Annotated in this window: 22 protein-coding genes; 14 read left to right on the forward strand and 8 right to left on the reverse strand. The window is 58.0% G+C overall.

Features of this window, described 5'->3' with window-relative positions; genetic code table 11:
* Positions 1 to 8 precede the first annotated feature (8 nt).
* Complete coding sequence (locus NLK58_RS19040; protein ID WP_117619874.1) at positions 9 to 353, forward strand: YdbL family protein; 345 nt, start codon at positions 9 to 11, stop codon at positions 351 to 353.
* Positions 354 to 380: 27 nt separating this feature from the next.
* Here the strand turns inward: NLK58_RS19040 and rluF are convergent, their stop codons facing one another.
* On the reverse strand, positions 381 to 1,283 hold the full coding sequence (gene rluF / locus NLK58_RS19045) for a 23S rRNA pseudouridine(2604) synthase RluF (RefSeq protein ID WP_117619875.1): 903 nt from the start codon (positions 1,281 to 1,283) through the stop codon (positions 381 to 383).
* A 137-nt stretch (positions 1,284 to 1,420) separates the two neighbouring features.
* Here rluF and NLK58_RS19050 point away from each other — a divergent pair, with 137 nt between their 5' ends.
* Complete coding sequence (locus NLK58_RS19050) at positions 1,421 to 1,816, forward strand: hypothetical protein (RefSeq protein WP_341581479.1); 396 nt, start codon at positions 1,421 to 1,423, stop codon at positions 1,814 to 1,816.
* 66 nt (positions 1,817 to 1,882) lie between these two features.
* Positions 1,883 to 2,533, forward strand: coding sequence for a class I SAM-dependent methyltransferase (locus NLK58_RS19055; RefSeq protein ID WP_117619876.1), 651 nt, complete (start codon positions 1,883 to 1,885; stop codon positions 2,531 to 2,533).
* On the opposite strand, the gene NLK58_RS19060 is transcribed toward NLK58_RS19055, so the two are convergent.
* From NLK58_RS19060 to NLK58_RS19070, 3 genes are all read right to left on the reverse strand, one after another.
* Complete coding sequence (locus tag NLK58_RS19060) at positions 2,530 to 3,537, reverse strand: PA2778 family cysteine peptidase (protein WP_227539349.1); 1,008 nt, start codon at positions 3,535 to 3,537, stop codon at positions 2,530 to 2,532. The genes NLK58_RS19055 and NLK58_RS19060 overlap by 4 nt on opposite strands.
* Before the next feature lie 9 nt (positions 3,538 to 3,546).
* A complete protein-coding gene (locus tag NLK58_RS19065; RefSeq protein ID WP_227539564.1) occupies positions 3,547 to 3,906 on the reverse strand; it encodes a PA2779 family protein in 360 nt (119 codons plus the stop codon).
* A gap of 132 nt (positions 3,907 to 4,038) precedes the next feature.
* A complete protein-coding gene (locus NLK58_RS19070) occupies positions 4,039 to 5,484 on the reverse strand; it encodes a phospholipase D family protein (protein ID WP_341581480.1) in 1,446 nt (481 codons plus the stop codon).
* A 159-nt stretch (positions 5,485 to 5,643) separates the two neighbouring features.
* Here NLK58_RS19070 and NLK58_RS19075 point away from each other — a divergent pair, with 159 nt between their 5' ends.
* Genes NLK58_RS19075 through NLK58_RS19085 form a run of 3 tightly spaced genes read left to right on the forward strand, consistent with a single transcriptional unit; the run spans position 5,644 to position 8,409 of the window.
* Positions 5,644 to 7,293 carry a serine/threonine-protein kinase gene (locus tag NLK58_RS19075; protein WP_341581481.1) on the forward strand — a complete coding sequence of 550 codons (1,650 nt, stop codon included), beginning with the start codon at positions 5,644 to 5,646 and terminating at the stop codon, positions 7,291 to 7,293.
* Positions 7,293 to 8,048, forward strand: a complete 756-nt coding sequence (locus NLK58_RS19080; protein ID WP_341581482.1) for a Stp1/IreP family PP2C-type Ser/Thr phosphatase — start codon at positions 7,293 to 7,295, stop codon at positions 8,046 to 8,048. Before NLK58_RS19075 ends, NLK58_RS19080 begins: the two co-directional genes overlap by 1 nt.
* 10 nt (positions 8,049 to 8,058) lie before the next feature.
* Positions 8,059 to 8,409 carry an FHA domain-containing protein gene (locus tag NLK58_RS19085; protein WP_117619881.1) on the forward strand — a complete coding sequence of 117 codons (351 nt, stop codon included), beginning with the start codon at positions 8,059 to 8,061 and terminating at the stop codon, positions 8,407 to 8,409.
* A gap of 20 nt (positions 8,410 to 8,429) precedes the next feature.
* Here NLK58_RS19085 and NLK58_RS19090 read toward each other — a convergent pair whose 3' ends face one another.
* The 4 genes from NLK58_RS19090 to NLK58_RS19105 form a co-directional block, all read right to left on the reverse strand.
* A complete protein-coding gene (locus NLK58_RS19090) occupies positions 8,430 to 9,194 on the reverse strand; it encodes a glutamine amidotransferase (RefSeq protein ID WP_341582828.1) in 765 nt (254 codons plus the stop codon).
* Between the two features lie 16 nt (positions 9,195 to 9,210).
* On the reverse strand, positions 9,211 to 9,936 hold the full coding sequence (locus NLK58_RS19095) for a YebC/PmpR family DNA-binding transcriptional regulator (protein ID WP_117619883.1): 726 nt from the start codon (positions 9,934 to 9,936) through the stop codon (positions 9,211 to 9,213).
* A 213-nt stretch (positions 9,937 to 10,149) separates the two neighbouring features.
* Positions 10,150 to 10,578, reverse strand: coding sequence for an SRPBCC family protein (locus NLK58_RS19100; protein ID WP_117619884.1), 429 nt, complete (start codon positions 10,576 to 10,578; stop codon positions 10,150 to 10,152).
* A gap of 103 nt (positions 10,579 to 10,681) precedes the next feature.
* A complete protein-coding gene (locus NLK58_RS19105; protein WP_117619885.1) occupies positions 10,682 to 11,557 on the reverse strand; it encodes an AraC family transcriptional regulator in 876 nt (291 codons plus the stop codon).
* A gap of 162 nt (positions 11,558 to 11,719) precedes the next feature.
* Between NLK58_RS19105 and NLK58_RS19110 the strand changes: the two genes are divergently transcribed.
* From NLK58_RS19110 to NLK58_RS19145, 8 genes are all read left to right on the forward strand, one after another.
* Positions 11,720 to 13,213: a CoA-acylating methylmalonate-semialdehyde dehydrogenase gene (locus NLK58_RS19110; RefSeq protein WP_117619886.1), complete on the forward strand. Its 1,494-nt coding sequence runs from the start codon at positions 11,720 to 11,722 to the stop codon at positions 13,211 to 13,213.
* Positions 13,214 to 13,309: 96 nt separating this feature from the next.
* A complete protein-coding gene (locus tag NLK58_RS19115) occupies positions 13,310 to 14,476 on the forward strand; it encodes an acyl-CoA dehydrogenase family protein (protein ID WP_341581483.1) in 1,167 nt (388 codons plus the stop codon).
* Positions 14,477 to 14,536: 60 nt separating this feature from the next.
* Positions 14,537 to 15,316, forward strand: a complete 780-nt coding sequence (locus tag NLK58_RS19120) for an enoyl-CoA hydratase (RefSeq protein ID WP_117620466.1) — start codon at positions 14,537 to 14,539, stop codon at positions 15,314 to 15,316.
* A gap of 35 nt (positions 15,317 to 15,351) precedes the next feature.
* The gene (locus NLK58_RS19125; RefSeq protein WP_341581484.1) at positions 15,352 to 16,425 is read left to right on the forward strand and encodes an enoyl-CoA hydratase/isomerase family protein; all 1,074 of its coding nucleotides are present in this window, start codon (positions 15,352 to 15,354) and stop codon (positions 16,423 to 16,425) included.
* Positions 16,426 to 16,536: 111 nt separating this feature from the next.
* The gene (mmsB, locus tag NLK58_RS19130) at positions 16,537 to 17,424 is read left to right on the forward strand and encodes a 3-hydroxyisobutyrate dehydrogenase (protein ID WP_341581485.1); all 888 of its coding nucleotides are present in this window, start codon (positions 16,537 to 16,539) and stop codon (positions 17,422 to 17,424) included.
* A gap of 201 nt (positions 17,425 to 17,625) precedes the next feature.
* A complete protein-coding gene (locus NLK58_RS19135; protein ID WP_341581486.1) occupies positions 17,626 to 19,740 on the forward strand; it encodes a type VI secretion system tip protein TssI/VgrG in 2,115 nt (704 codons plus the stop codon).
* Positions 19,709 to 20,569 carry a DUF4123 domain-containing protein gene (locus tag NLK58_RS19140; RefSeq protein ID WP_341581487.1) on the forward strand — a complete coding sequence of 287 codons (861 nt, stop codon included), beginning with the start codon at positions 19,709 to 19,711 and terminating at the stop codon, positions 20,567 to 20,569. Before NLK58_RS19135 ends, NLK58_RS19140 begins: the two co-directional genes overlap by 32 nt.
* Positions 20,556 to 23,270, forward strand: coding sequence for a LysM domain-containing protein (locus NLK58_RS19145; protein WP_117619891.1), 2,715 nt, complete (start codon positions 20,556 to 20,558; stop codon positions 23,268 to 23,270). The genes NLK58_RS19140 and NLK58_RS19145 overlap by 14 nt, the downstream gene beginning before the upstream one ends.

Here is a 23,270-nt window from a genome sequence, read left to right on the forward strand (position 1 = left end):
GGTTGAAGATGAAACGATTCATACAGATGTGTGCCTTGGTTCTGGCGGTTGGTGTCAGTCTGTCCGTGTTCGCCATGGGGCTGGATGAGGCCAAACAGAAACTGGATACCGTCAAGCAGCAGGGACTGGTTGGAGAAACGCCGACGGGCTACCTGGAGGTGGTTCGTGCCGAAGGCCAGGCCAGGGAGGTGGTTGAGGCGATCAACAGTGCCCGCCGGGATGAGTACAAGCGCATTGCCGAGAAGCACAGTATCCCGGTCACCCAGGTTGAAACCGTTGCCGGGAAGAAGGCCATCGATAAAACGCCGGGTGGCCAGTACATTCAGGTTAATGGCAAGTGGGTGAAAAAGTAGCCTTGCGCTCTGAGTGCCGGGCCAGAATTACCGTTTAACACTCTTTTGCCGGGGTTTTCCGGCCTTGGGGCGTTTGCCCGACGCAGGCTTACCTTTCGGTCCCGGCCTTTGGGAACCGCCGGGCCCACCCGGTTTGGCTTTGGGACGATGCTTTGGCTTTGCAGCAGGCTTCTTTTTCGCAGGTTTTCCGGGCTGGGGCGGGGCCTCTGAGGAGGAGTCCCGGATGGCATCAAACAGTCCGGCCAGTTCTTTCTCCGTCAGATTGCGCCACTGGCCCACAGCCAGCCCCTTCAGGCTGACGTTCATGATCCGGATGCGCTCCAGCCTGGTTACCTCATAACCGAAGTGCTCGCACATGCGGCGAATCTGGCGGTTGAGGCCCTGAACCAGGGTAATGCGGAATACGAACCGGGATTCACTGGACACCTGGCACTTTTTTGTGACAGTTCCCAGGATCGGCACCCCGTTGGCCATACCCTCAACGAACTCCCGGGTCACCGGCTTGTCGACCGTAACCAGGTATTCCTTTTCATGGTTGTTTCCGGCCCGCAGGATCTTGTTGACCAGATCACCATTGCTGGTCATGAAGATCAGCCCCTGGGAGTCCTTGTCCAGCCGCCCGATCGGAAAGATGCGTTCGCTGTGGCCGACAAACCGCTGAATGTTGTGTTTCTCGGCGCTGTCGGTGGTGCTGACGATGCCCACGGGCTTGTTCAGGGCAATAAAGACCAGATCCTCTTCGGACCGCGGTTCAATCACCTGGCCATTAACCCTGACCGTATCCCCGGGCAGCACCTGATCCCCTACCGTGGCACGCGTGCCATTGATGTATACGTTGCCCTGATCAATATAACGATCGGCTTCCCTGCGGGAGCACATGCCGCTTTCGCTGATGTATTTATTGAGACGGGTGGACTTGCCAGTGGTCATCGGTTTTCCGGTTGCCGGTTAGAATGGGAGGCATCATATCAGGCTGGAACACGGGTCGCAGCAGGGGGTGGTTCTTTCAGGGCGTCTCTGCCATTCTTTGCGGGGCTACCCATAAATCCAACCAATTCAGAGCCGCCATGGAAAAGACACGCATAACCATCGTTGCTGTAACCTGCATTGCCCTGTTCTTTCTCGCCAACTATCTGTTCCGGTACCTGATCGGATTTACGGGTTTGATTGCCTCCCTGGTGATTGCAGCACTGATTGCGGTCTACATGAGCTTTTCAGTGGCGCGCACCCTGGAGCGGCTGCCTATGGCCGGGGAGCGTTCACGGGCTCTGTGGCTTTATGGCGGTTTTCTGGGTGCGCTGTTTCTTGCTTTCGGCGCCTGGATGTTCCTTGATGGAGGAATGGATGCAGTAACCCTCGCCACACTGTTTCTTCACTATCTGCCGTATCCGGCACTCGCCCATGCGCTGATGTCGGATAAAGCGGTCAGCGTTTTCCTGAAGAAGGAGCGTCCCGGTGACTAAAATGTTATGGTATAACGTTTTAAACTCTGACTGAAGCCCGGCCGCGGCTTGATCCGGGGTAGTGGCATGAATCTTTGTCCGGTTTGTGAGCAGGGCAGCCTTGTGGAATTCCGGGTGGTGAAGACCCGGCGGTATCTCCGCTGCCCGGTATGCGAGGCAACGGTGATGGATGAGTCGTGCCGGCTTTCTCCTGATCAGGAGCGGGATATCTACCGACTGCACGATAACGACCCGTCTGATCCGGGCTATCGTAAATTTCTTTCAAAGCTGGCAGACCCGCTGCTGGAGCGCCTGCCACCGGGCGCCACCGGGCTGGACTTCGGCTGTGGGCCCGGCCCGGCCCTGGCAAGGATGCTGGAGGCCGAAGGCATGGTTGTCAGCCTCTATGATCCCTGCTTTTACCCCTCGCAAACAGCCTTGTCCCGTACCTATGACTTCATAACCTGTACCGAGGTGGTGGAGCATCTGTACGAGCCAGCGGAGGTGTTCCGGCAACTCGATCAATTGCTCAAACCGGGTGGCTGGCTGGGGGTGATGACCTGTTTCCAGACCGACGACGACCGGTTCGACAACTGGCATTATCGCCGCGACCCCACCCATGTTGTGTTCTACCGTGAGTCCACCCTGGCATTGCTGGCTGAAAAATTTGGCTGGGTTATGGAGATCCCGAGAAAGGACGTGGTGCTTTTCAGGAGGGGCAGCCAGACGGGACACTAGGGCGCTTCCCGGGGACACTCCGGTAATGTCGGGCAGTCTTTCGGTGCCGTTACCGGGTTTGATCGGAGCAATATTGAATTGCCAAAGCGTTCCGGTGCCAGGGCAGCGGCGCAGCGGGCGGCCTTGGTGGCGGTTACCGGGCAACTTGTCTCTTCCAGGGCAAAGGCGAGGTTGTTCCAGCCTCCGGCGAACTCCGGGAAACGGTTAACCGTGCGGAGGAAATGCCCTGCCGCCTCGGTATGCCTGCCCATCTGCCAGGCCAGATTGCCTCTGGCCATGATGGCGGCTGGTTGGTCAGGCCAGGTGGTTTCCGCAGTCTTGTACGCAATCGCCGCGGCAGTGGTTCGCCCGGTTGTCTCCAGATCGTGGGCTGACTGGAGAAACCGCAGTGGTTTCGCGGTTGCCGGAACCTGATCGGGAGGCAGAATCACCACAGACCAGTTGTCGGCCCGCCCCCAGGTGTTGGTAAACACTTCCAGGGCCACGCGCTGGCGTTCGCGGGTATCGGTATGAAGAATCAGATCCCTTCGCTCCGCGTCGTAACCGATCACAACCGCGAAGTGCCACTGGGGCCACCAGTCAAATCTCAGATTCTGCATAACCAGCACCGGGTTACCCGCCGCCAGTTCTGCCAGCATGCTCTCAAGCTCGCCGTCCAGCGGATAGACCAGCATCCCGTGGGACCGAGCACCGGCGACCATCTCAACCTGCAGGGAACCTTCCCGGCCGGGGATGTAAACCAGTTCTTTGAGAACTTCCGGATCGGTCGTAAGACCCTGGCTGTTCAGCGTCATGGCCAGTGAGGCCGGACCGCATTGGTACTTTTCCTGAGGAAAAAATGGGACATCCTCCAGAATCACCTGATCTGGCAGAGAAGGGCGGTCTGTTCCGGTGTCCGGGCCCGGCCATTTCGGGGCGCTGGCGCAACCGGCCAGGAGGCCGACCAGTAAAAACAGGGTCAGCCTGACTGACGCGGCCCTCTCCCGTTGCAAAATGACTGCCACGGACCGACGCTATCGGATGCAGTTCACGAATGGGAAGATGTTAGTGGCGCACAACATATCGGTGATAATGAAGACCAGCAGAAACAGCACAATAATGCCAACCACACCCTGACCCGCAGGGGCTTCGGCAAGCTGACGTTCAAAATCCGCCAGTTCCGCCGGCGTGAGGTTCTGAATACGTTCCTTGACCTGGTCCTGGCTTACGCCCAGATCTGCCAGTTTGTCCTGGACTTCCTGATTCTCAAGCATATCGATCAGCTGTTGTCTGTCCAGCTGGACCTGTTGTTCGCCAATCATCTCGCCGGTTCCTACCATCCCGGCGGATGCGGTGGCCGACCAGACAGAGCCAAGGGCCATCATCATGGCCATGAAAAAAGAAACATACCTCAGATGCTTGCGAATTCCTGACATGGTTCACTCCTGTTTGTTGGCTACTTCAAGTTTCCGTTCAGGCCAATGCAGTATAGCTGACCGGGTGAGCATGGGGCTTGTCCCTCATGTTCAGAAGGTCGACAGGCCGGTCGCTTCCATAATCCGGTAACGCCAGTAGCGCAGCGTTGATTCGTCGGCCCAGCGCTCATAAGGCAGGCTCATAACCGGCTCGTCGCCGGGGCCTTTGTGCCATTGCTGGTCGAAGAACGCTCTTGCTTTCATTGCAACCGAAGACTGGGCCGCAACCGAGATCCACAGGTCGGTTTCCAGGTTCAGGTCATCCAGATTGCGGCGGGTAAAATTGGCGGACCCCAGCAATATCCCGGTTGTCCCACTCTCCTTCGCCAACATCAACAGCTTACTGTGGCATTGCTCACCCCGGGTATTACACCAACGTACAGGAATACCTGCCCGGACCAGTTCCATGGCCACCTGCCGGTTGGGAATACCACTTTTCTGAAGACCAAAGGCCTCGTTGTTGGCATCAAGCAAAATCCGAAGCTGTGCGCCACGTTCCGAGGCCCTGATCAGCGCCCCGACAATCCGCCGGTGTGACAGGTAGAACATCGCCAGATCCAGCTGGTCTCCGTCCGCGGCCCCGCGAATCATTTCCAAAGCCTGGTCGAGTATGGCCGATTCGGTCAGTACCGCCACTTTGTCCTTTTTACCTTCTCCGGATTCAGGCGCTTCTTCAACCCGGCTGATCCAGTTATCAAGGGATTCTGTGTCGGCACCAGACATGGCCAGCACTGCCCGTTCACTTCGCAACACATCGGCCACGGCGGGCCCTTTGAAGCTCAGCCCGACGTTGCTGTGGCGGCTGCTGCCGTCATGCGGGTTGGCTGAGGTCACGAGAGCTCTCAGGGAGCCGGCCTCATCGGCCACCACAAGTTTGCGGTGATTGGCCTTGAAGTTCAGCAGCGAAAGGTAGCTTCGAACCGTGACTGGCTTGTTGCCCAGGGCATTGTCCAGCCAGGCCCCTTTCGGATTGTTACCGAACCACTGGCAACAAAGCCGCCAGACTGAAGACCAGGTGGGGTTGCTGTCCCTGAGGGGACGAAGCGCTGTTTCAACAACGGGAATGTCGGCCTTACGCAAGGCTTCAAACCAGGGTGACGTTGTCCCGCCATACATGGTGTTCAGTGGATCGGAAATAACGATCACAGACAGCCCCGGTTTTTCCGACTTCCGGGCCAGCAGGGCTTCGGTCAGCTGCTGTGCCAGGGGCCGGTGAACGACACCTTCCGGTTTGGTGCTGTTGAACAGGAACATGTCGACAAGAATGAACTCTTCGGCCTGCCCGATCAGCCGGAACACGTCGTTGAAGATTTCGTGGTCTTTCTCTTCGTGACCGTCCGTGTAGTGACGGGTGACATCGGTCAGCAGGACAGGATCTTCCAGCGGCAGGGCTTCACCCCGATAACTGATGCCCTGAGGCAAGGGTTTGTGGGTGTGGTAGAGCCCGATTCCAGTCAGCGCGAGCAGTAACAGGGGTAAAAGCAGCTTCAGTGTCATACCGGTAATTCCATCATCCTTGAGTGAAAAGACGAAATTACCATACGTGACCTTCCTCTCAGGTAAACAAACACTTACAAAAAACACCCCTGTCGTTGTATCGCCCGACACCAACGCTTTCTAAACTAGGCAGATCAATCATTTATAACAAAGTTGCCTGTGAACGCCATCATTTCATTCATGCCGCGCCTGTTCAGTCTGCGGGCCGTTGTTCTTTTGGCTGCCGTGGTGTTTGCCCTGGCCGGAGACCAGCTGGCGCTTGTTAGCTGGGCCGATAGGGTGCTGTTCAGCATTCTCGGGGTGCCAGAGGGTGCCAGCCCCACCACCATTGTGTCACAGGGCAGTCTTCATAACGCGCTGGCTGACCGGGGGCTGGCGGAGCCTCTGTGGGCGGATGGTACGGTTACTGCCGGGCTGGCCGTTACGGCACTCTTTCTGACGCTTGCTGTCCCGGTGATGGGCGCCGCCGTTTCCCTGCCTGTCACTCTGCTGCTTGGCGGTTCCCTGGTGGTTTTACAGGCGGCGCTGATGTTTTATCGCAATGCCTGGGTGCCCCTGGGGGAAGTGCTGACCTTGCTGGTGGTCGGTTTTGTGGTGATGCTGTTCTGGCTTCAGCCCCACAATCGCATCCGCGCACTGACAGACAGCGTTCGCGAAGCCCGCCTCCGGTTGGCCGGACTGCTCCTGCAGCAGGGCCACACCGACGATGCCCTTGAGGCACTCAATCACTGCCCGCCCTGCGAGGGGGCTCTGGAGCTGCGTTACGACATCGCCATCCACCAGGAACGCAAGCGCCAGTATGAGAAAGCTGTAAACACTTACCGCAGCATCCGGGAGCGCAGGAAGAATTTCCGGGATACCGCCGCTCGCCTGGCGGCACTGGAGAAATTGTCGCCGGATGCCTCAGTGGTGCAAACCGGCAGCTTCGACAACAACCGCACCCTGTTGATACCGGAACCCACGGTGAGTCGGCCGACCCTGGGGCGCTATGAAATCGAGCGAGAGATCGGCCGGGGTGCCATGGGCGTGGTCTATCTCGGCAAGGATCCGAAAATTGCCCGCACCGTTGCCATCAAGACCCTGAGCTATCAGGCGTTTGATGATGCCCTGCTTCAGGATCTGAAGGAACGTTTCTTCCGGGAAGCCGAAGCGGCGGGTCGTCTGAGCCACCCGGCCATCGTAACGGTGTATGATGTTGGGGAGGAGGCAGACCTTGCCTATATTGCCATGGATTACGCCAGGGGCCGGCCGCTCAGTGAATTCGGCAAGCCCGGCAGGTTGCTGCCGTTGCCCCGGGTACTGGATATTATTGCCCGGGTTGCTGATGCCCTGGCCTATGCCCATAGCCAGAAAATTGTCCATCGGGACGTCAAGCCGGGGAACATCATTTTCAACCCGGATACCGGCGACATAAAGATTACCGACTTTGGCATCGCCAAAATTTCCGACGACTCGCGGACCCGCACCGGCGCCGTTATGGGTAGCCCGCTCTACATGTCCCCGGAGCAGCTCAAGGGCCAGAAGGTAACTGGCGCTTCTGATATCTACAGTCTGGGGGTCACACTGTACAAACTGGTGAGCGGTGAAACGCCGTATCAGGGCGATACCCTGGCCAACCTGACTTACCAGATCCTCAACAAACGCCCGCGCAGTGTCCGGGAATTCAATGCCGGGTTGCCCAATGGGGTGGTTCGGTTGATCAACAAGGCCATCCAGCGCGAGCCGGATAAACGCTTTGCCAGCGCCGCCACCATGGCCGAGGCCGTGCGGCGCCTGGCAGTGCGGGAAGCGGGCCAGGAGGTGTCCTGATGAGATATCGCATTGCAGGCCAGAGTCACCGGGGTGCAGTCAGGAAATCGAACCAGGATGTGGTGGACTGGCGGGAAAACGATTGCGGTGATCAGGCGCTGCTGGTGGTTGCCGACGGTATGGGCGGCTACCAGGGCGGCGAGATTGCCAGTCGCCTGGCGGTTGACGCTGTTGTGGAAGCCCTTGAGCCGGAAATCTCCGGGCCGTCGCGCGGCAAAACCGGCAGCTCAGTCAGGGAAAGCCTGGAGCGTGCTTTCGCACTGGCCAATGAACGGATACTGAGCCAGCGTTCCGAAGATCCGAGGCTCGATAAAATGGGCACAACCCTGGTGGTGGCCTGGGCAATCGACAACAAGGCACACATTGCCCACATGGGCGATTCCCGGTGTTACTGCCTGCGCGGCGGCCAGGCGGTCTGCCTGACCCGGGACGATACCGTGGTCCAGAACATGCTGGAAGATGGCAGCATTACCGAGGCCGACGTTCCCAATGTACCTTTTAGAAATGTACTTACCCGTGCGGTGGGTACAGTTGAGCAGGTGCAGCCCAGTTACCGGGTTGAGTCTTTGGAAAAAGGTGATGTGCTGTTGCTGTGTTCCGACGGGTTGACCCATTCTGTCCCGGAAGCACAGTGGCTTGAGATTTTGAGGGACAGTGACGGCATGGAGCGCAGGGTTCAGGCTCTTGTTGAAGCCGGCCTGGCAAACGAGGCCGGCGATAACGTGTCTGTGGTATTACTGACGTTGGAGTATTGAGGAAACTGACATGGCTTCGCTTTCGCAACTGGTGGACAACGTGGTGGTCAACACCTTTGAACTCGGGCAGCCGGAAACCCGCCTTGGCCGCCGCCCGGATAGTGACATCCGGATTGATGAAATCTCGGTGAGTGGCCAGCACGCGCTGATTGAAGCGGTACCCAATGCCTATCTCGAAGACGCCGTGGATTACTACATTACCGACAGCAACAGCACCAATGGTACCTTTGTCAACGAATTGCGGATTGAGGGCCGGCAGCGGCTGAACAGTAACGATAGGGTGCGTATCGGCTGGAATGAGTTCCGCTTCATTGATGAAGAAGAGCAGGCGATGGAAAAGACGGCCTATATCCTCGACTGACGAAAAATGCCGGCCGGATATTACCGGGCTCGTTTGATAACCAGCCTTGAAAAACGAGGGAGAAGCGAGGATGCGTCCGGAGCGGGGCTCACACCGGCAATCAGTGCTTGCGCATCAAGCCCTTCCCGGGTCAGGTCCGGCGCCTGTACTTCCAGGTAGGCGCTCATGACGGTATCCGTGAACTCTGGATGGAACTGCACACCCCAGGCGCAGGGGCCGATTCTGAACGCCTGGTTAGGCTCGAAACCGTTGCGTCCCAGCAACACCGCGCCGGCGGGTAAGCGCAGTACCGACTGCCGGTGCGTCAACTGGGCCGGGAAAATCGCCGGCAGTCCCCGGAACAGGGTGTCTGAGTCGGCTTCGGGAAGCAGCTCAACCTGATGGGTGCCGGTCTCCCGGCCTTTCGGGTGATACCCCACTTCGCCGCCCAATGCATGGGCCAGCAGCTGATGCCCGTAGCAGACTCCGAGTACCGGGATTTCACCGGCAACCGCCCGTGCCAGCCAGGCCCCGGTATTTTCGCTCCAATCGGCCCGGTCACTCACCATGGCGGGGGAACCTGTCACCACAATGCCATCCCAGTCTTCAGGGCTTCCGGGTAGCTCGTCGGCTTCCACATTGGTGACAGTAATATCCAGCTCCGGTAACAGTCCGCGCAGGAACCAGTCGTCGAAATCACCGAATTGCACCAGGAGGCCAGGGTAGGTGCTGCCTGTTTTCAGGACCACCACCCGCGCCTTGCGGTTCGGGGAAGGGTTCTGCTGCACGGTGCGGTTTTCCTGCATGGCGTGAGCCTCTGGCTTACTGGTCCGGCAGCTCGGCGTTGTGGAATACATTCTGCACATCGTCCAGTTCGTTCAGCATATCCAGAAATTTTTCGAACATGGGGATGTCATCGCCTTCCACCGGTGTGGTGGTCTTGGGCAGGAACTGGATTTCGTCCACCTCAAAGTCGATGCCTTCGATTGCGTCTACCAAAGCCTGACGCGCCTTGGCATATTCCGTGTTTGGCGTGAAAACCGTAATCAGGCCGTCCTCGTTTTCAATGTCGGTCACGTCGACGTCCGCTTCCATCAGTGCTTCCAGAACGGCTTCCTCATCATCGCTCTTGAACGCAAAAATGGCACTGTGATCAAACATGTGGGCAACGGTGCCCGGGGTGCCGATCTTGCACTTGGTCTTGGTGAAGGCCAGGCGCACGTCGCCAAAGGTGCGGTTAGGGTTGTCAGTCAGGCAGTCCACAATCACCATGCAGTTGCCCGGTCCGTAGCCTTCGTAGCGGGCAGGGGAGTAGTCTTCACCAGCGCCACCCCGGGCCTTCTCAATTGCCTTCTCGATAACGTGGGAGGGTACCTGGTCTTTCTTTGCACGGTCGATCAGGCCACGAAGTGACAGGTTGCCATCCGGGTCTGTGCCGCCGGATTTGGCGCTCATGTAAATCTCGCGTCCGTACTTGCTGTAGACCTTGGTTTTTGCCGCAGCCGTCTTGGCCATGGACTCTTTACGGTTCTGGTAGGCTCTGCCCATATGCGCTGCCTCTTGGTTCTCTGGAAAAGGCCGGATTTTACTCAACATTGCCGGCTGGTGACAGGGTTATTTCGATTCGGGCAGAGACTCCGTTTCAGGTTATACGCGATCAACCGGCCTGCGATAATTGTCGCGGGTCAATTCTCTGACATCCCTCAAGTGACGATTTCTCAAGTGACGATTTCTCAAGTGACGATTTGTTGTCGCCGGCCTTCAGGCCAACCGGGGTACCCGTTTGATTCCGCGGCGAATGCCCTGTTCAAGGGCCGTACGCACCACTTTTCCGGTAAACGGCACAATGTCGTCAAAAGAGATGGTGTAGTTCACCCGGGTCTTGCCTTCCGGCGTGTCCTCAAACCGGATCCGCCCCAGATGATTCCGGATCGGGCTCATACTGGTGATGGTGTACTCAATCAATGAATCCGGCTCGAAATTGGTGACTGTCTCTTCCAGGCCTACCGGCCCGATGCCAATCTTGCGGACCGAGCCGATGCCATTCGGGTCGGCCTGGTGGCTGTCCCTGATGCGTTTGGCCGGCGCACCCAGAAGTTTGCCAAAACGATGGTGATCGGCAAACAGGGCAAACACCTTTCTTCGGGGCAGGTCAAAGGTTTCATCAATTTCAATCCTGTACATGGCCATGGGCTCACTCTTTCTATCCATTTATCGGCCAAGACTAACCCTTTGGCTTCTGCAACAAAAGTCGTAGCAGGCGGCAGGTTTCAATCTGGCCCGGAGTGCCCGGTCAGTGCCGCGCGGTATGCCGGTAATCCCGGGGTGACTGGCCCATAACCTTTTTGAAAAGCCGGGAAAAATAATAGGCGTCGTCGTACCCGAGGCGCCGGCTGATGTCGGCAAAGCTCAGGCTGCTGGTGTCCAGCATCTGGCAGGCCCGTTCCACTTTCAGGTGCAGGAAGTGCCGGATAGGGGAGGTGCCGGTCTGCTCCCGGTAACGGGTGGCGAAATGGGCCGGGGACAGGCCGGCAAGGTCTGCAAGCTGCTCCAGGCTGATGCGTTCGTCCAGGTGTTCACGCATATAGTTGTGGATGGTTTCCAGTTCCGCCTGCCGCTCATGACCGGTCTCATCCGCGTTGATTGGGACTGCTGCCATTAGTTGCCGGAGCCGGTTGGCGGCGTGGATCAGCCCGCGAGCCCGGAAACCGGTCTGGCGTACCGATAACAGGCCGTTAAAGTCCACCAGCAGGCGTGGCTGGCGCCCCAGGTGGCGAATGCGGGTTGGGTCGTCAAACCCCATGTAATGGCGGAAATCCTCCGCCAGTGGCCCCGTGTAATGAACCCAGTGAATGGTCCAGGGATTGTCTGGATCAGCGGTATAGCGGTGGCTGGCTCCCGCCGGCAGAAGCAGCAGGTCACCGGCTTCCACGGTGTAGGGCTCGCCCCGGACATTCAGGAATGCCTTGCCTTCGGTGCAGTAAATCAAAAGATTGTCGTGGTGGTGTTCCCGGTGCATGTGATGGCCCATGGCCCGGCGGTAGTGGCCGAAGGCCAGGGGGTATAGGTCCCGGGTAAGTGGGTGGCTGGCTAGGAGCCGAATGATTGGCTCAGGTACCACATATCGAATGCTGTCTTTGGGCACCGGCCACTGCGAGGTTTGAGTCATGTCTGGTGTCGCCTGGGTTTCATATATCGAAATATAGTCCATTACGGGCGAAATTTAGTCAATCGCCCTCTCGCCGTACCCGTGCTAGTCTTTGGTTAAACGTGGTCGGAACCCAACGGGTTTCGGCTGGCTTCCCGCACAACAACAAACAGGGATATCAACATGAAAAATGTGCCGCTGTATCTCGCAGGTGAATTCGTCCAGAGCAACACCAGTGACTGGATTGATGTCACCGACCCCGCGACCAACGAAGTGATCGCCAAGGCGCCGTGCACCACCGATGCGGAAATGCGCAAGGCCATCGAAAGCGCCGGTGAAATGTTCAACACCTGGAAAGAAGTGCCAGTTTCCGAGCGTGCCCGGGTCATGCTGCGTTATCAGGCCCTGCTGAAAGAACATCATGACGAGATCGCCGAAATCCTCTCCAAGGAAACCGGCAAGACTTTTGATGACGCCAAGGGCGATGTCTGGCGTGGTATCGAAGTGGTTGAACACGCCGCCAACGTCGCCTCCCTGATGATGGGCGAGACCGTTGAAAACGTGGCCCGTGAAGTGGACACCCATTCCTGGATCCAGCCGCTGGGTGTTTGCGCGGGTATTACACCATTCAACTTCCCGGCCATGATCCCGCTGTGGATGTTCCCGATGGCCATTGCCTGCGGTAACACCTTCATCCTGAAACCGTCCGAACAGGACCCGCTGACTCCCATGCGCCTTGCCGAGCTGTTTGAAGAAGCCGGCGCGCCCAAGGGTGTTCTGCAGGTGGTTCACGGTGGCAAGGAGCAGGTAGACGTGCTTCTGACCGACCCGGCCATCAGGGCCGTTTCCTTCGTGGGTTCTGTGCCTGTCGGCCGTTATATCTATGAAACCGGCACCCGCAACATGAAGCGTGTGCAGAGCTTCGCCGGCGCCAAGAACCACATGGTCATCATGCCGGATGCCGACAAACAGCAGGTACTCAACGCCCTGGTGGGCGCTTCTGTTGGCGCCGCCGGCCAGCGATGCATGGCGATTTCCGTGGCCGTCTTCGTGGGCGAGGCCCAGCAGTGGATTCCGGAGCTGAAGGAAGCCATGGCCAGGGTTCGTCCCGGTGCCTGGAATGACGCCGGCGCCAGCTATGGTCCGGTGATTTCCGGCAAGGCGAAAGATCGTATCGAATCCCTCATTGCCACCGGCGAGGCTCAGGGTGCCAACCTGCTGCTGGATGGCCGTGGTTGCACCGTCGATGGCCTGCCTGATGGCAACTGGGTTGGTCCCACGCTGTTCTCCGGTGTGACCACGGAAATGGACATCTACAACGAGGAAGTCTTCGGCCCGGTTCTGTCCTGTGTTGAGCTGGACAGCCTGGGTGAGGCGATTGAGCTGGTTAACAAGAGCCCATACGGTAACGGTGTTTCCATCTTCACCAGCTCCGGTGGCGCTGCACGCCGGTTCCAGCATGAGATCGATGTAGGCCAGGTCGGTGTAAACATCCCCATTCCGGTGCCCCTGCCGTTCTTCTCGTTCACCGGTTGGAAGGGCTCCTTCTATGGTGATCAGCACGCCTACGGCAAGCAGGCGGTTCGCTTCTACACCGAAACCAAAACGGTTACTTCCCGCTGGTTCTCCAGTGAGGCGACGAGCTCGGAAGCCAACTTCTCTATCCAGTTGCGTTAATTGCGTTGAAGGTGGGGTCTTTGGGCCGGAATCCGTTTCCGGCCCCTTGTTGTTCGCCCCTTTCAATGCCAAGCCTCTTTTATCTGGAGCGTAACGATGGACTTTAACCTCACTGAAGACCAGCAGGCGTTTCGCGAGGCGGCCCGGGCGTTTGCGGAGAAAGCCATGGCGCCGTACGCGGCAAAGTGGGACGACGAACATATCTTTCCGACGGATGTGCTCAAAGAAGCCGGAGAGATGGGCTTTATGGGCATGTACACCCCGGAAGCCCTTGGCGGCATGGGCCTGTCACGGCTGGACACCTCCGTTATCGTGGAAGAGCTCGCCGCGGCCTGCCCCTCAACGGCTGCATTTATCACCATCCACAATATGGCCACCTGGATGGTTGCCAGCTTCGCCTCGGACGACCTAAGACAGGAAATCGTGCCGAAACTGGCCAGCGGCGAATGGCTGGCGTCCTACTGCCTGACCGAACCGGGCGCCGGTTCAGACGCTGCCAGCCTTCGTACCAAGGCAGTCCGGGACGGCGACAGCTATGTGATTAACGGCAGCAAGGTATTTATCTCCGGTGCCGGCGCCACCGATATCCTGGTGCTCATGGCCCGCACCGGGGCGCCGGATTCCGGCTACAAAGGTATTTCCACCTTCGTGATTCCTGCAGACGCCGATGGCGTTTCCTATGGCAAGAACGAGGAGAAAATGGGGTGGCACAGCCAGCCAACCCGGATGATCAGCCTTGAGAACGTGCGCATCCCGGCCAGCAACCGTGTGGGCGAGGAAGGCGACGGTTTTGCCATTGCCATGAAAGGCCTGGATGGCGGGCGCCTGAACATCGCCACCTGTTCCCTCGGTGGTGCCCAGGCAGCCCTGCTGCGGGCCCGTAATTACATGCACGAGCGCGAACAGTTCGGCAAACCGCTGGCCGCGTTTCAGGCCCTGCAGTTCAAACTGGCCGACATGGGCACCAATCTGGTCGCAGCACGGCAGATGGTTCGCCTGGGTGCCTTCAAGCTCGATAACGCCGATCCGGAAGCAACCCTGCATTGTGCCATGGCGAAACGCTTCGCCACCGACGCCTGCTTTGAGGTGGTCAACGAGGCCCTGCAACTGCACGGCGGTTATGGCTATATTCGCGAATACCCGCTGGAGCGTTACCTGCGCGATTTGCGAGTGCACCAGATTCTGGAAGGCACCAACGAAATCATGCGCCTGATTGTCGCCCGCCGTCTGCTCGAGGACGGCGTGGCGGAAGCCATTCAGTAGGCATAAAGACGGGGTCAGATGAAAGTTCATCTGACCCCATTTTCAGAACGGGAGAATAAAATGAGCGATCTGATTCAGCTCGAAAAACGCGGGCACATTGCAATACTGACCATCAACAACCCCCCGGCCAACACCTGGACCCGGGATTCCCTGATTGCCCTGATGGACAGGGTTGGTGAACTCAACGAAGACCGAAACATCTTTGCCCTGGTAATGACCGGGCAGGGCGAGAAATTTTTCTCCGCCGGTGCCGACCTGAAAACCTTCGCCGACGGTGACAAGGCCCGGGCCAATGAAATGGGCCAGTTGTTTGGTGAGGCGTTTGCGACCCTCAGCCGGTTCCGGGGTGTGTCAATCGCGGCGGTGAATGGCTACGCCATGGGTGGCGGCCTGGAGTGCGCCATGGCCTGCGATATCCGTATTGCTGAGGAGCATGCCCAGATGGCCTTGCCGGAGGCGTCCGTGGGCTTGCTGCCCTGTGCCGGTGGTACCCAGAACCTGCCCTGGCTGGTGGGTGAAGGTTGGGCCAAACGCATGATCCTGTGTGGCGAGCGCGTCAATGCGGATACCGCCCTGAGAATCGGCCTGGTTGAGGAAGTGGTGCCTTCGGGTAAGGGGCTTGAAAAGGCCCTGGAGCTGGCGGAAATGGCCTGCAAGCAGAGCCCGTCTTCCACTGCCCGCTGCAAGACCCTGGTGATGAGCGCCCGCGACGGTCGCAGCCATGACGACGGCTGGCGTATGGAACGGGAGCTGTTCGTTGAGCTGTTCTCCACCGAAGACCAGAAAGAAGGCGTGAATGCGTTTCTCGACAAGCGCAAGCCGGAATGGAAAAACCGCTGAGGCCGGCGCCCTGAACCCTGGCTCAAGGATCTGTTATGAGTGATCACCCCATTATCTTTGAAGAGTGGAAAACAGGCGACGGCGCGCTGATTGCCGTGGCCCGGCTGAACATGCCGAAGACGCTGAACTCGCTGTCTCTGGAGATGATTCGCCTGCTGACACCGCAGTTGAAGCGGTGGGCAGAGGACCCGGCCATTCAGGCAGTCTGGCTTGAAGCCGAAGGCGATAGGGCGTTCTGTGCCGGTGGCGACATTGTCGCCCTGTATCGCAGTATGACCGAGCCCCAGGCTGCCAGTGAAGGTGAGGCGTTCTTCACCGAGGAATACGAGCTGGATTACCTGATCCATACCTTCCCGAAACCCATTGTTTGCTGGGGCAATGGCGTTGTGATGGGGGGCGGTATGGGCATCATGCAAGGCGCTTCCCACCGGGTAGTGACCGAAGGCTCGAAACTCGCCATGCCGGAAATCAGCATTGGCCTCTATCCGGATGTTGCCGCTGGCTGGTTCCTGAACCGCACCCCCGGCCGTACCGGGCTGTTCCTGGGCCTGACCGGTGCCCGCCTTAATGGCGCAGACGCCCTGTTTACCGGCCTGGCGGATCGGTTTATCCGGCACGATCTGAAAGCGGATGTGGTAGCAGAGCTGTGCAAGCGCAACTGGCAGGATGACGAGGCCCACGCCGTGGTTGGCAGTGTGCTCAGACAGTTTGAACGCCACAGTGGTGATGCCATACCGGAATCGCCGGTACGGGCCCATTTTGATGAGATTAACCGGGTCACCGATGCCGATTCCCTGGAAGCGACCGTCAGCCAGTTGAGCGAACTTGCCGGCGGTGAAGGCTGGGTAGCCAAGGCAACCCGTTCGCTGCCCGGCGCCTCACCAACGTCCCTGGCTCTGGTCTGGCGCCACTTGCACGGCTGCAAACACGACAGCTTGAAAGAGGTGCTCGATAAGGAACTGGCGCTTTCCCGGAAGTGCCTGACAAAAGGGGAATTCGCAGAGGGTATCCGTGCGCTTCTGATTGACAAGGACCAGCAGCCGCGTTGGCGCTATGCGTCCCTTGCCGAGATGGACAGTGCCTGGATCGACGACTTTTTTACCCGGTAGCAGGCCTGTTGCCGGATTACGCTGCGCTGATCCGACAAGCTTTGACAAGAGAGCCCGGGCTGCCGATAAGGCAAGCCCTACGAATCAAATACAAGAATTAGGGGAAGAGACATGGCAATAATTACCTTCATCGGCCTTGGCAACATGGGCGGCCCCATGGCCAGCAACCTCGTTAAAGCCGGCCACGACGTCACCGTGTTCGATCTTTCGAAAGACGCCGTTGCAGCGCTGGTGTCCGAAGGCGCAAAAACCGCCGACACCGCCCACGAAGCGGCCAATGGCGCCGAGTGTGTCATCACTATGCTACCCGCCGGGCAACATGTGGAAGCCGTGTATCTGGGCGACGATGGCCTGCTGGCCAATCTGCCGGCCGGTACCCTGGTGATTGATTCCTCCACCATCGCGCCGGAAACAGCCCGCGGTGTGGCCGAGGCCGCAAAAGCGAAGGATATTCCGTTCCTGGATGCACCGGTTTCCGGCGGTGTAGGCGGTGCCAAGGCAGGCGCGCTGACGTTTATCTGCGGCGGTGCGGAAGAGACCTTCAGCAAGGCAAAGCCGATCCTGGAAGCCATGGGCAAGAACATCTTCCACGCCGGTGAGCATGGTTCCGGTCAGGTCGCCAAGATCTGCAACAACATGCTGCTCGCGATCCTGATGGCCGGCACCAGTGAAGCCCTGGCTCTGGGCGTGAAGAACGGTCTCGATCCGGCGGTACTGTCTGAAATCATGAAACAGAGCTCCGGCGGTAACTGGGCGCTGAACGTCTACAATCCCTGGCCGGGTGTGATGGAAGGCGTGCCGGCATCCCGCGGCTATGAGGGCGGCTTCCTGGTAAACCTGATGAACAAGGATCTGGGTCTGGCTTTCGACAACGCGGTGAAGAACCACGCGGCGATCCCCATGGGCTCGCTGGCCCGCAACCTGTTTGAGCTCCATGCCGGGCAGGGCAATGGCACGCTGGACTTTTCCAGTATCCAGCGGCTGTACAAACCCGAGTAACCTAAAATCGGGGTCAGATGAAAATGGGGTCAGATGAACTTTTCATCTGACCCCATGTTCAGCCCTCACCACTGGATTTTCTGAACCAGTGCTGGTAAGTTTTCCGCCAGTTGTTGTTTGTCAACCCGACCAGGATGTGGTTGGCGTGGAATTCGGGGTCAGATGAAAGTTCATCTGACCCCAACTTCAGGGATTGAAGATATGCCCCAGGCAAGCGGATTGCAGTTTACCGCCCATGTTGGCGAACTCCCCCCGGATCTATTCTCAGTGGTTGGCTTCACCCTGGCCGAGCGCCTTTCCGAGGTGTTCCACGGTCGCCTTGAGCTGGCCAGTACCGACCGGTCGATTCAGGCTGCGGACATTCTGGAACAACCGGTCGATCTCGCCGTCTGGCAGGACGGCGTGCCGCTTCGGCGTTTCACCGGCGTGGTCAGCGAATTCGCCCGGGGCGGTTCCGGCCACCGGCGCACCCGCTACGAACTGGTCATCCAGCCCCCGCTCTGGCGTCTGGGCCTGATGCACAACAGCCGGATCTTCCAGGCCCAAGGCACCGATACCATCGTGCGGACCCTGTTGGAGGAGCGGGGCATTATCGATTCGGTCTTTGATTTCAAACGCCCACCGCAAGAGCGGGAGTATTGCGTCCAGCACCGGGAAAGCGACCGGGCCTTTGTCGAACGCCTGGCCGCCGAGGAAGGCTGGCACTACCGCTACGAACACGGCAGCGTGGACGGGGAGATTCAACCGGCCCTGGTCATCGCCGATCACCACGGCGATGCGCCGACACTGGCTCCCGCGGAGTACAACGCCAACGCGGGCGGCAGCACCCGGCGCCCGGTGGTGTATCGCTTCCGGTATGAGGAGCGGGTGCGGGTGGCCTCCGTGGCCATGAAGGACTACACCTTCAGGAATCCGGCCTACGCCCTGATGCACGAGAATGCCACCGGCGGATTGCATCATCGCGAGGACTACCAGCACTACGACTACCCCGGCCGCTTCAAGGCCGACGCCAGTGGCCAGCCCTTCACCGAAGCCAGACTTCAGTCCCTGCGCAACGACGCCCGCACCGCCACCGGGGAGAGCAACCGCCCGGATTTCTGTGCGGGTGCCAAGGTAGAACTGACTGACCACGGCAGCGATGCCCTGAACCGGGAATGGCTGCTGACGGCGATCATCCACACCGGCACCCAACCCCAGGCCCTGGAAGAAGAGGGCGGCAGCGAGCCGACCACCTACCATAACCAATTCCGCGCGGTGCCCGCCGACATCCCCTGGCGGCCACAAACCCAACACCGCCCCCGGATGGACGGCCCGCAGATTGCCATGGTCACCGGGCCCGAGGGTGAAGAGATTCACTGTGATAAGCACGGCCGGGTAAAAGTCCGCTTTCCGTGGGATAGATACAGCCGCAATAACGAACACAGCAGCGCCTGGCTACGGGTCAGCCAGGGCTGGGCCGGCGGCCAGTACGGCTTCATGGCACTGCCCAGGATTGGCCACGAAGTGATTGTCTCCTTCCTGGACGGCGACCCGGACCAGCCCATCATCACCGGTCGCACCCATCACATCACCAACAAGCCGCCTTATGCGCTTCCGGAACACAAGACCCGCACCACCCTGAAAACCAAAACCCACAAGGGCGAGGGCAGCAACGAACTGAGGTTTGAAGACGAAGCCGACCAGGAGCAGATCTACCTCCACGCCCAGAAAGACCTGGACTTGCTTACCGAGAACAACCGGACCGAGGTGATCCGGAACGATAGCCACCTCACCGTCGAGAACAACCGCTTCAGCCAGACCAAAGGTAACGACCATGTCACCGTTGATGGCGAGTATCGCCAAAGCATAAGTGGCGATTCCAGTCTCACCGTCAACGGCAGCCACCACAGCAAACAGGGCAAAAGCCAGCTCATCGAAGCCGGCAGCGAAATTCACCACAAGGCGGGTATCAAGATCGTCATCGAAGCTGGCGCCGAAGTCACTCTCAAAGCCGGTGGCAGTTTTGTGAAGGTGGACCCCAGTGGGGTAACGGTGTCTGGTCCTTCAGTACGGATGAATTCCGGTGGTGGGCCGGGGAGCGGGAGTGGTGCGGCTGGCGAGACGCCGGAACTGCCTCTCGGGGTTATTGCGGAATCCGGGCGCCGGGACGCCGTGCAGCTGGCTGAAACCAACCAGCGGGCTTCGGGGAAGGGTGCCCCACAAGTCGTAGCAGATCCCTCAATATTGCTGAAGGAATCAGCCAACCAGGGAGCGCCCGTCGTTTCCGCTTGCGAGTTTGATGAGAATGGACGCTGCAAACTACATCAGCACGCTTGATCGTCTCGAGTTGCTAAATCAGGAACCCTTCCGAGCAGACTTTGCCTTCATCGACCTCGCGGTTGATGAACGGTTTCTGCAATTTCTGTACGACTCTGATCGACAGGGCGCTGTTCATTGGCGGAGTCTTCTGGAAAATACCCGATGGCAAGCTTCCTGGCAGGCTGGCCCGGTATTTCTGGAATTCGCTGGCGACAGCCACTTCCGGGACAAGCTGAAAGAACGGTTGACCCAATTGCCATTGGGCATCCTCGTTGAATCCTCTGAGAGCCCGGAGCAGGTTTTTGAGTGGGCTCAGGGATGGCTGCTGGCGCTTGCGGATTCGGATGAGCGTCTTTTCCGGTTTTACGATCCAAGGTCTTTCCGGCCGCTGATGGCAACACTCCAGGAAAGATCACGGAGCATGGTGAACCCAGGAGCGGCGATCTATTGGAGCCAGAGTGGCGCCTGGTACGCATACCGGTCTGCCGGTCAAACAGAAACAGGCGATGCCCCTGAAGGTATTTCGTTGTCTCAGGCAGAACTCTTGGAATTGCCGGGTTTTCGGTTGGCAGATCGTGCCATGGTCTACACGAATGTCTACCGGGATTACCTGCCCTATAGCGAAAACCCCGGAGTCTGGGTGTTAGAGCAGCTGCAGGAAGCCAACAGTCTTGGTTTTGAATCCGCTTCTCTGCAAGAGCGCTGGTTGCGACTGAGAATTCGCAATGGCGCTCCTCTGCTTGGCCGGCTGGATTATCGAGAAATCATGAACAAGCCGGATATGACGCCGGCGGACCGTTTGAACGCTATGGAAAGCATATTGGAGTCCACGGATGCCACAACATAAAGTTCAGTCAGGTGAAACCCTGTCAGGTATTGCTTCCCGTTACGAGGTTTCGCTGGATGAGATCAAGGCTGAGAACCCGATTATTCAGGATGTGAATCACATAGAGGCCGGCTGGAATCTGACAGTGCCTGATAACCCCGCAACCCGGAATGCTTTGCCGCCAGCACAGTCGGCCAATGATGATACAAAAGATGATCTCGAATGTTCCCAGTGCTCGATAGAATGCGAAGCGCTTGTCCATGTCACTGGTGAGGAAGACGTTCTCTATGCGCTTACCCGAACTCAGCTAAGAGATCTGCATAGGGAGATTGAAACGCTTAACGAGCCATTGATTGAACTGAAAGCGGCGGAAGAAGGGCCAAAAGCAGAGATACCTGCCGCCCGGGAAAAAGCCTGGAACAGACTCAGAAAGTTGGGAGCGCTCCCGAAGCCGGAGCACAGTTCGACTGCAAAAGAACTGCTCAGAGACTACGAAGCGCGCTGGAAAAGGGAGCGGCAACGGCTTGAACATCAGCGCCGTCGTGCAAAGCGGATTGAGTATGAAATCAACCAGATTCGAAACCAGATCCTGTTTCCGGCCAGTCAACGCAATCTGACAGATGCAAGGGACCAGCTTTCGGTAAAGGTGTTCACAACGCTTTGTGCGGAACTGGAGGCGACCCTGCCAGGTGTGAAAGCCAAGGTTGAAGCCCATGAACTGATCGCCGACGCCAGTAAACAAGACCTATCGGCAATAGATGAAAGGCTGAAGTTTCTTCGCGCGGCGCTCGAGGCAGAAATTCAGTACCGGATGGTGGAGAGTGCCGACGACGCAGACAGCCAGGAAGCACGTCAGCTAAGGTATGAAGCCGACGAGCTGAAAAATTATACCCGCTGGCCTGATTTCATTGCCGAGTCCGATATCCAGTCTCTCGTAGAAAAGCAGAAACGGCTCAACGAGCTCGATGGTGAACTTATTCCGTACATGGATTACGTCAGCGACTATGCGGCGAAAGTGTCCTGGGTCGTCCGGCTGTGGAATGTCATCCACCACGAGGAGGTTGAGAAGCATCGTCAGGAGCAGCAGGAACGCCGGGACCTGATCGTCGATATTGGGAAGACCCTCAGAGGCCTGGTGGAAACCAGCCCTCCCTCGGCTGTCGATGTTCTTGCCAAACCCAATGTCAGTTCAATGAAAGCCCGCCCGTTGATCGAACTGAAGCACACTGGTGGCGCTGGTTATCGTTACGCCCGCCAGGAGGTTCTGAATCAATTGCGCAGTAACTGGAAGCCATTGAAGGCCTCGGATGTTCGTGCAGTGATGAACGCCGCCGACTTTGAGCGAGCCTGGGGCGAGGCCAAAGATTCACTGAAGAACAATCGGTCGCTCAAGGTGAAATTCGCCGAGTGGAAGAGTAAAGAGGACAACTTCTTCAACCAGTTGGAAATCGAATTATTTAAAAAAGAAGCGTCGACCAAAGATGGGCGCTTCGCTGCCAGTGCTGAAGCACAGATGTTCCGGTTTGCCGCTCAATGCAGTCTGGAAGCCAACTATGATCCCCAGAAGGGCGAGGCCTACATCGGCACGCAAATGCAGGGTGCGTACAGTTTGCTGCAGGGTGAGGCGACCTTTGCGGCACGAATACCTGATGAAACCGGAGCAAAGGTTATTCTCGAATACGAGAACCACCAGGGAAATCAGATAAAGCTTCATTGTGGTTACTTCAGAGCCGATGCGGAGTACCGGATCCAGGGCTTCGCTGGTGCCTGCGTCTCTCTTGCAGCCAATGCGAAGGTATCAAGTGCCCCGGGGCAAGTCGGTATTTCTGGGGAAACTAACGGGGAGGCATTTGCCGGGGCGACGGTGAGTAATGAAGCCAGGTTTGGGGTTAAGTGGAAGGCGGCTTATCAGGAGGTTGCCGATCACCAGGGTTCTGGTGAGGGTAGCTCCTCAAGAAGCACGGAGATCACCGAAGATCAAAAAGCACTGGGCTCCGAATTCAGATCCTTGCTGGATGTAAAGCCGGAGATTGCGATATCCGCAGGAATCGGGGCCGGTTTTGATTACAAGGTATTTCTTGAGCGGGATACATTGTACATGGCACTTAACGGTAGGCTGGTTGTCGGTGCTGGCGGAGGTGGCGGAATTGCCGCCGAACTCAATGGCAAGCAGATCTGGGAGTTGGGGAAGTTTGTCCGCTGGTCGCTGGAGCGGAGTGATTTCAGATTTCTGGACTGGATTGATGAGGGTGCATTCAAGCAGATCACGTTGTTTTTAAAAGCGTTTGTTTTAACGAAATCAGACTTTGAAGAGTTTGTTTCTCAGGGGGCAGAACGAATCGAAAAGTTCTGGGCGGATCTGAGCACAGCTAATTCGAGAGTAAGGGATGTTGCTAAGGCTGTTATTTCGAATAACGATGTGGCCAGGCTGCCCCCTCTTGCAAAAGCTGAGCTTTTGGAGATTTTGATGGAAGACAGTTCCGCTTTCTTCGGTTTTGAGGATCCATACCGATCAATTGCTGACGAAGCGAGTATGAAGATCCTTGAGACGGTAACCATGCATCGGGAATTGGTGGAGATTTTGAAGCGGATCGGTAATGAGGGGAAGAAAGGCGGCTTCCATGATCTCAAGACCAATTATGCGCGACTGATTGCTCGCCGATTATTGCGTTCGCCTCAATCTGAAAAGGCTGAGCGGTGGTTGTCAGGCGTGCTCAGTTAA

It is taken from the genome of Marinobacter metalliresistant, from assembly GCF_038098645.1.
GTDB classification, from domain to species: Bacteria; Pseudomonadota; Gammaproteobacteria; order Pseudomonadales; family Oleiphilaceae; genus Marinobacter; species Marinobacter metalliresistant.

Excerpts from the sequence above, each read along its gene's own strand:
- NLK58_RS19110 (WP_117619886.1), top strand. The coding sequence starts at position 11,720 with ATGAAAAATGTGCCGCTGTATCTCGCAGGTGAATTCGTCCAGAGCAAC.
- NLK58_RS19145 (WP_117619891.1), top strand. The coding sequence starts at position 20,556 with ATGCCACAACATAAAGTTCAGTCAGGTGAAACCCTGTCAGGTATTGCT.
- NLK58_RS19080 (WP_341581482.1), top strand. The coding sequence starts at position 7,293 with ATGAGATATCGCATTGCAGGCCAGAGTCACCGGGGTGCAGTCAGGAAA.
- NLK58_RS19090 (WP_341582828.1), bottom strand. The coding sequence starts at position 9,194 with ATGCAGGAAAACCGCACCGTGCAGCAGAACCCTTCCCCGAACCGCAAG.
- NLK58_RS19140 (WP_341581487.1), top strand. The coding sequence starts at position 19,709 with ATGGACGCTGCAAACTACATCAGCACGCTTGATCGTCTCGAGTTGCTA.
- NLK58_RS19105 (WP_117619885.1), bottom strand. The coding sequence starts at position 11,557 with ATGACTCAAACCTCGCAGTGGCCGGTGCCCAAAGACAGCATTCGATAT.
- rluF (WP_117619875.1), bottom strand. The coding sequence starts at position 1,283 with ATGACCACTGGCAAGTCCACCCGTCTCAATAAATACATCAGCGAAAGC.
- NLK58_RS19100 (WP_117619884.1), bottom strand. The coding sequence starts at position 10,578 with ATGGCCATGTACAGGATTGAAATTGATGAAACCTTTGACCTGCCCCGA.
- NLK58_RS19120 (WP_117620466.1), top strand. The coding sequence starts at position 14,537 with ATGAGCGATCTGATTCAGCTCGAAAAACGCGGGCACATTGCAATACTG.
- NLK58_RS19070 (WP_341581480.1), bottom strand. The coding sequence starts at position 5,484 with ATGACACTGAAGCTGCTTTTACCCCTGTTACTGCTCGCGCTGACTGGA.
- NLK58_RS19040 (WP_117619874.1), top strand. The coding sequence starts at position 9 with ATGAAACGATTCATACAGATGTGTGCCTTGGTTCTGGCGGTTGGTGTC.
- NLK58_RS19095 (WP_117619883.1), bottom strand. The coding sequence starts at position 9,936 with ATGGGCAGAGCCTACCAGAACCGTAAAGAGTCCATGGCCAAGACGGCT.
- NLK58_RS19065 (WP_227539564.1), bottom strand. The coding sequence starts at position 3,906 with ATGGCCATGATGATGGCCCTTGGCTCTGTCTGGTCGGCCACCGCATCC.
- NLK58_RS19125 (WP_341581484.1), top strand. The coding sequence starts at position 15,352 with ATGAGTGATCACCCCATTATCTTTGAAGAGTGGAAAACAGGCGACGGC.
- NLK58_RS19135 (WP_341581486.1), top strand. The coding sequence starts at position 17,626 with ATGCCCCAGGCAAGCGGATTGCAGTTTACCGCCCATGTTGGCGAACTC.
- NLK58_RS19050 (WP_341581479.1), top strand. The coding sequence starts at position 1,421 with ATGGAAAAGACACGCATAACCATCGTTGCTGTAACCTGCATTGCCCTG.
- NLK58_RS19055 (WP_117619876.1), top strand. The coding sequence starts at position 1,883 with ATGAATCTTTGTCCGGTTTGTGAGCAGGGCAGCCTTGTGGAATTCCGG.
- NLK58_RS19085 (WP_117619881.1), top strand. The coding sequence starts at position 8,059 with ATGGCTTCGCTTTCGCAACTGGTGGACAACGTGGTGGTCAACACCTTT.
- NLK58_RS19115 (WP_341581483.1), top strand. The coding sequence starts at position 13,310 with ATGGACTTTAACCTCACTGAAGACCAGCAGGCGTTTCGCGAGGCGGCC.
- mmsB (WP_341581485.1), top strand. The coding sequence starts at position 16,537 with ATGGCAATAATTACCTTCATCGGCCTTGGCAACATGGGCGGCCCCATG.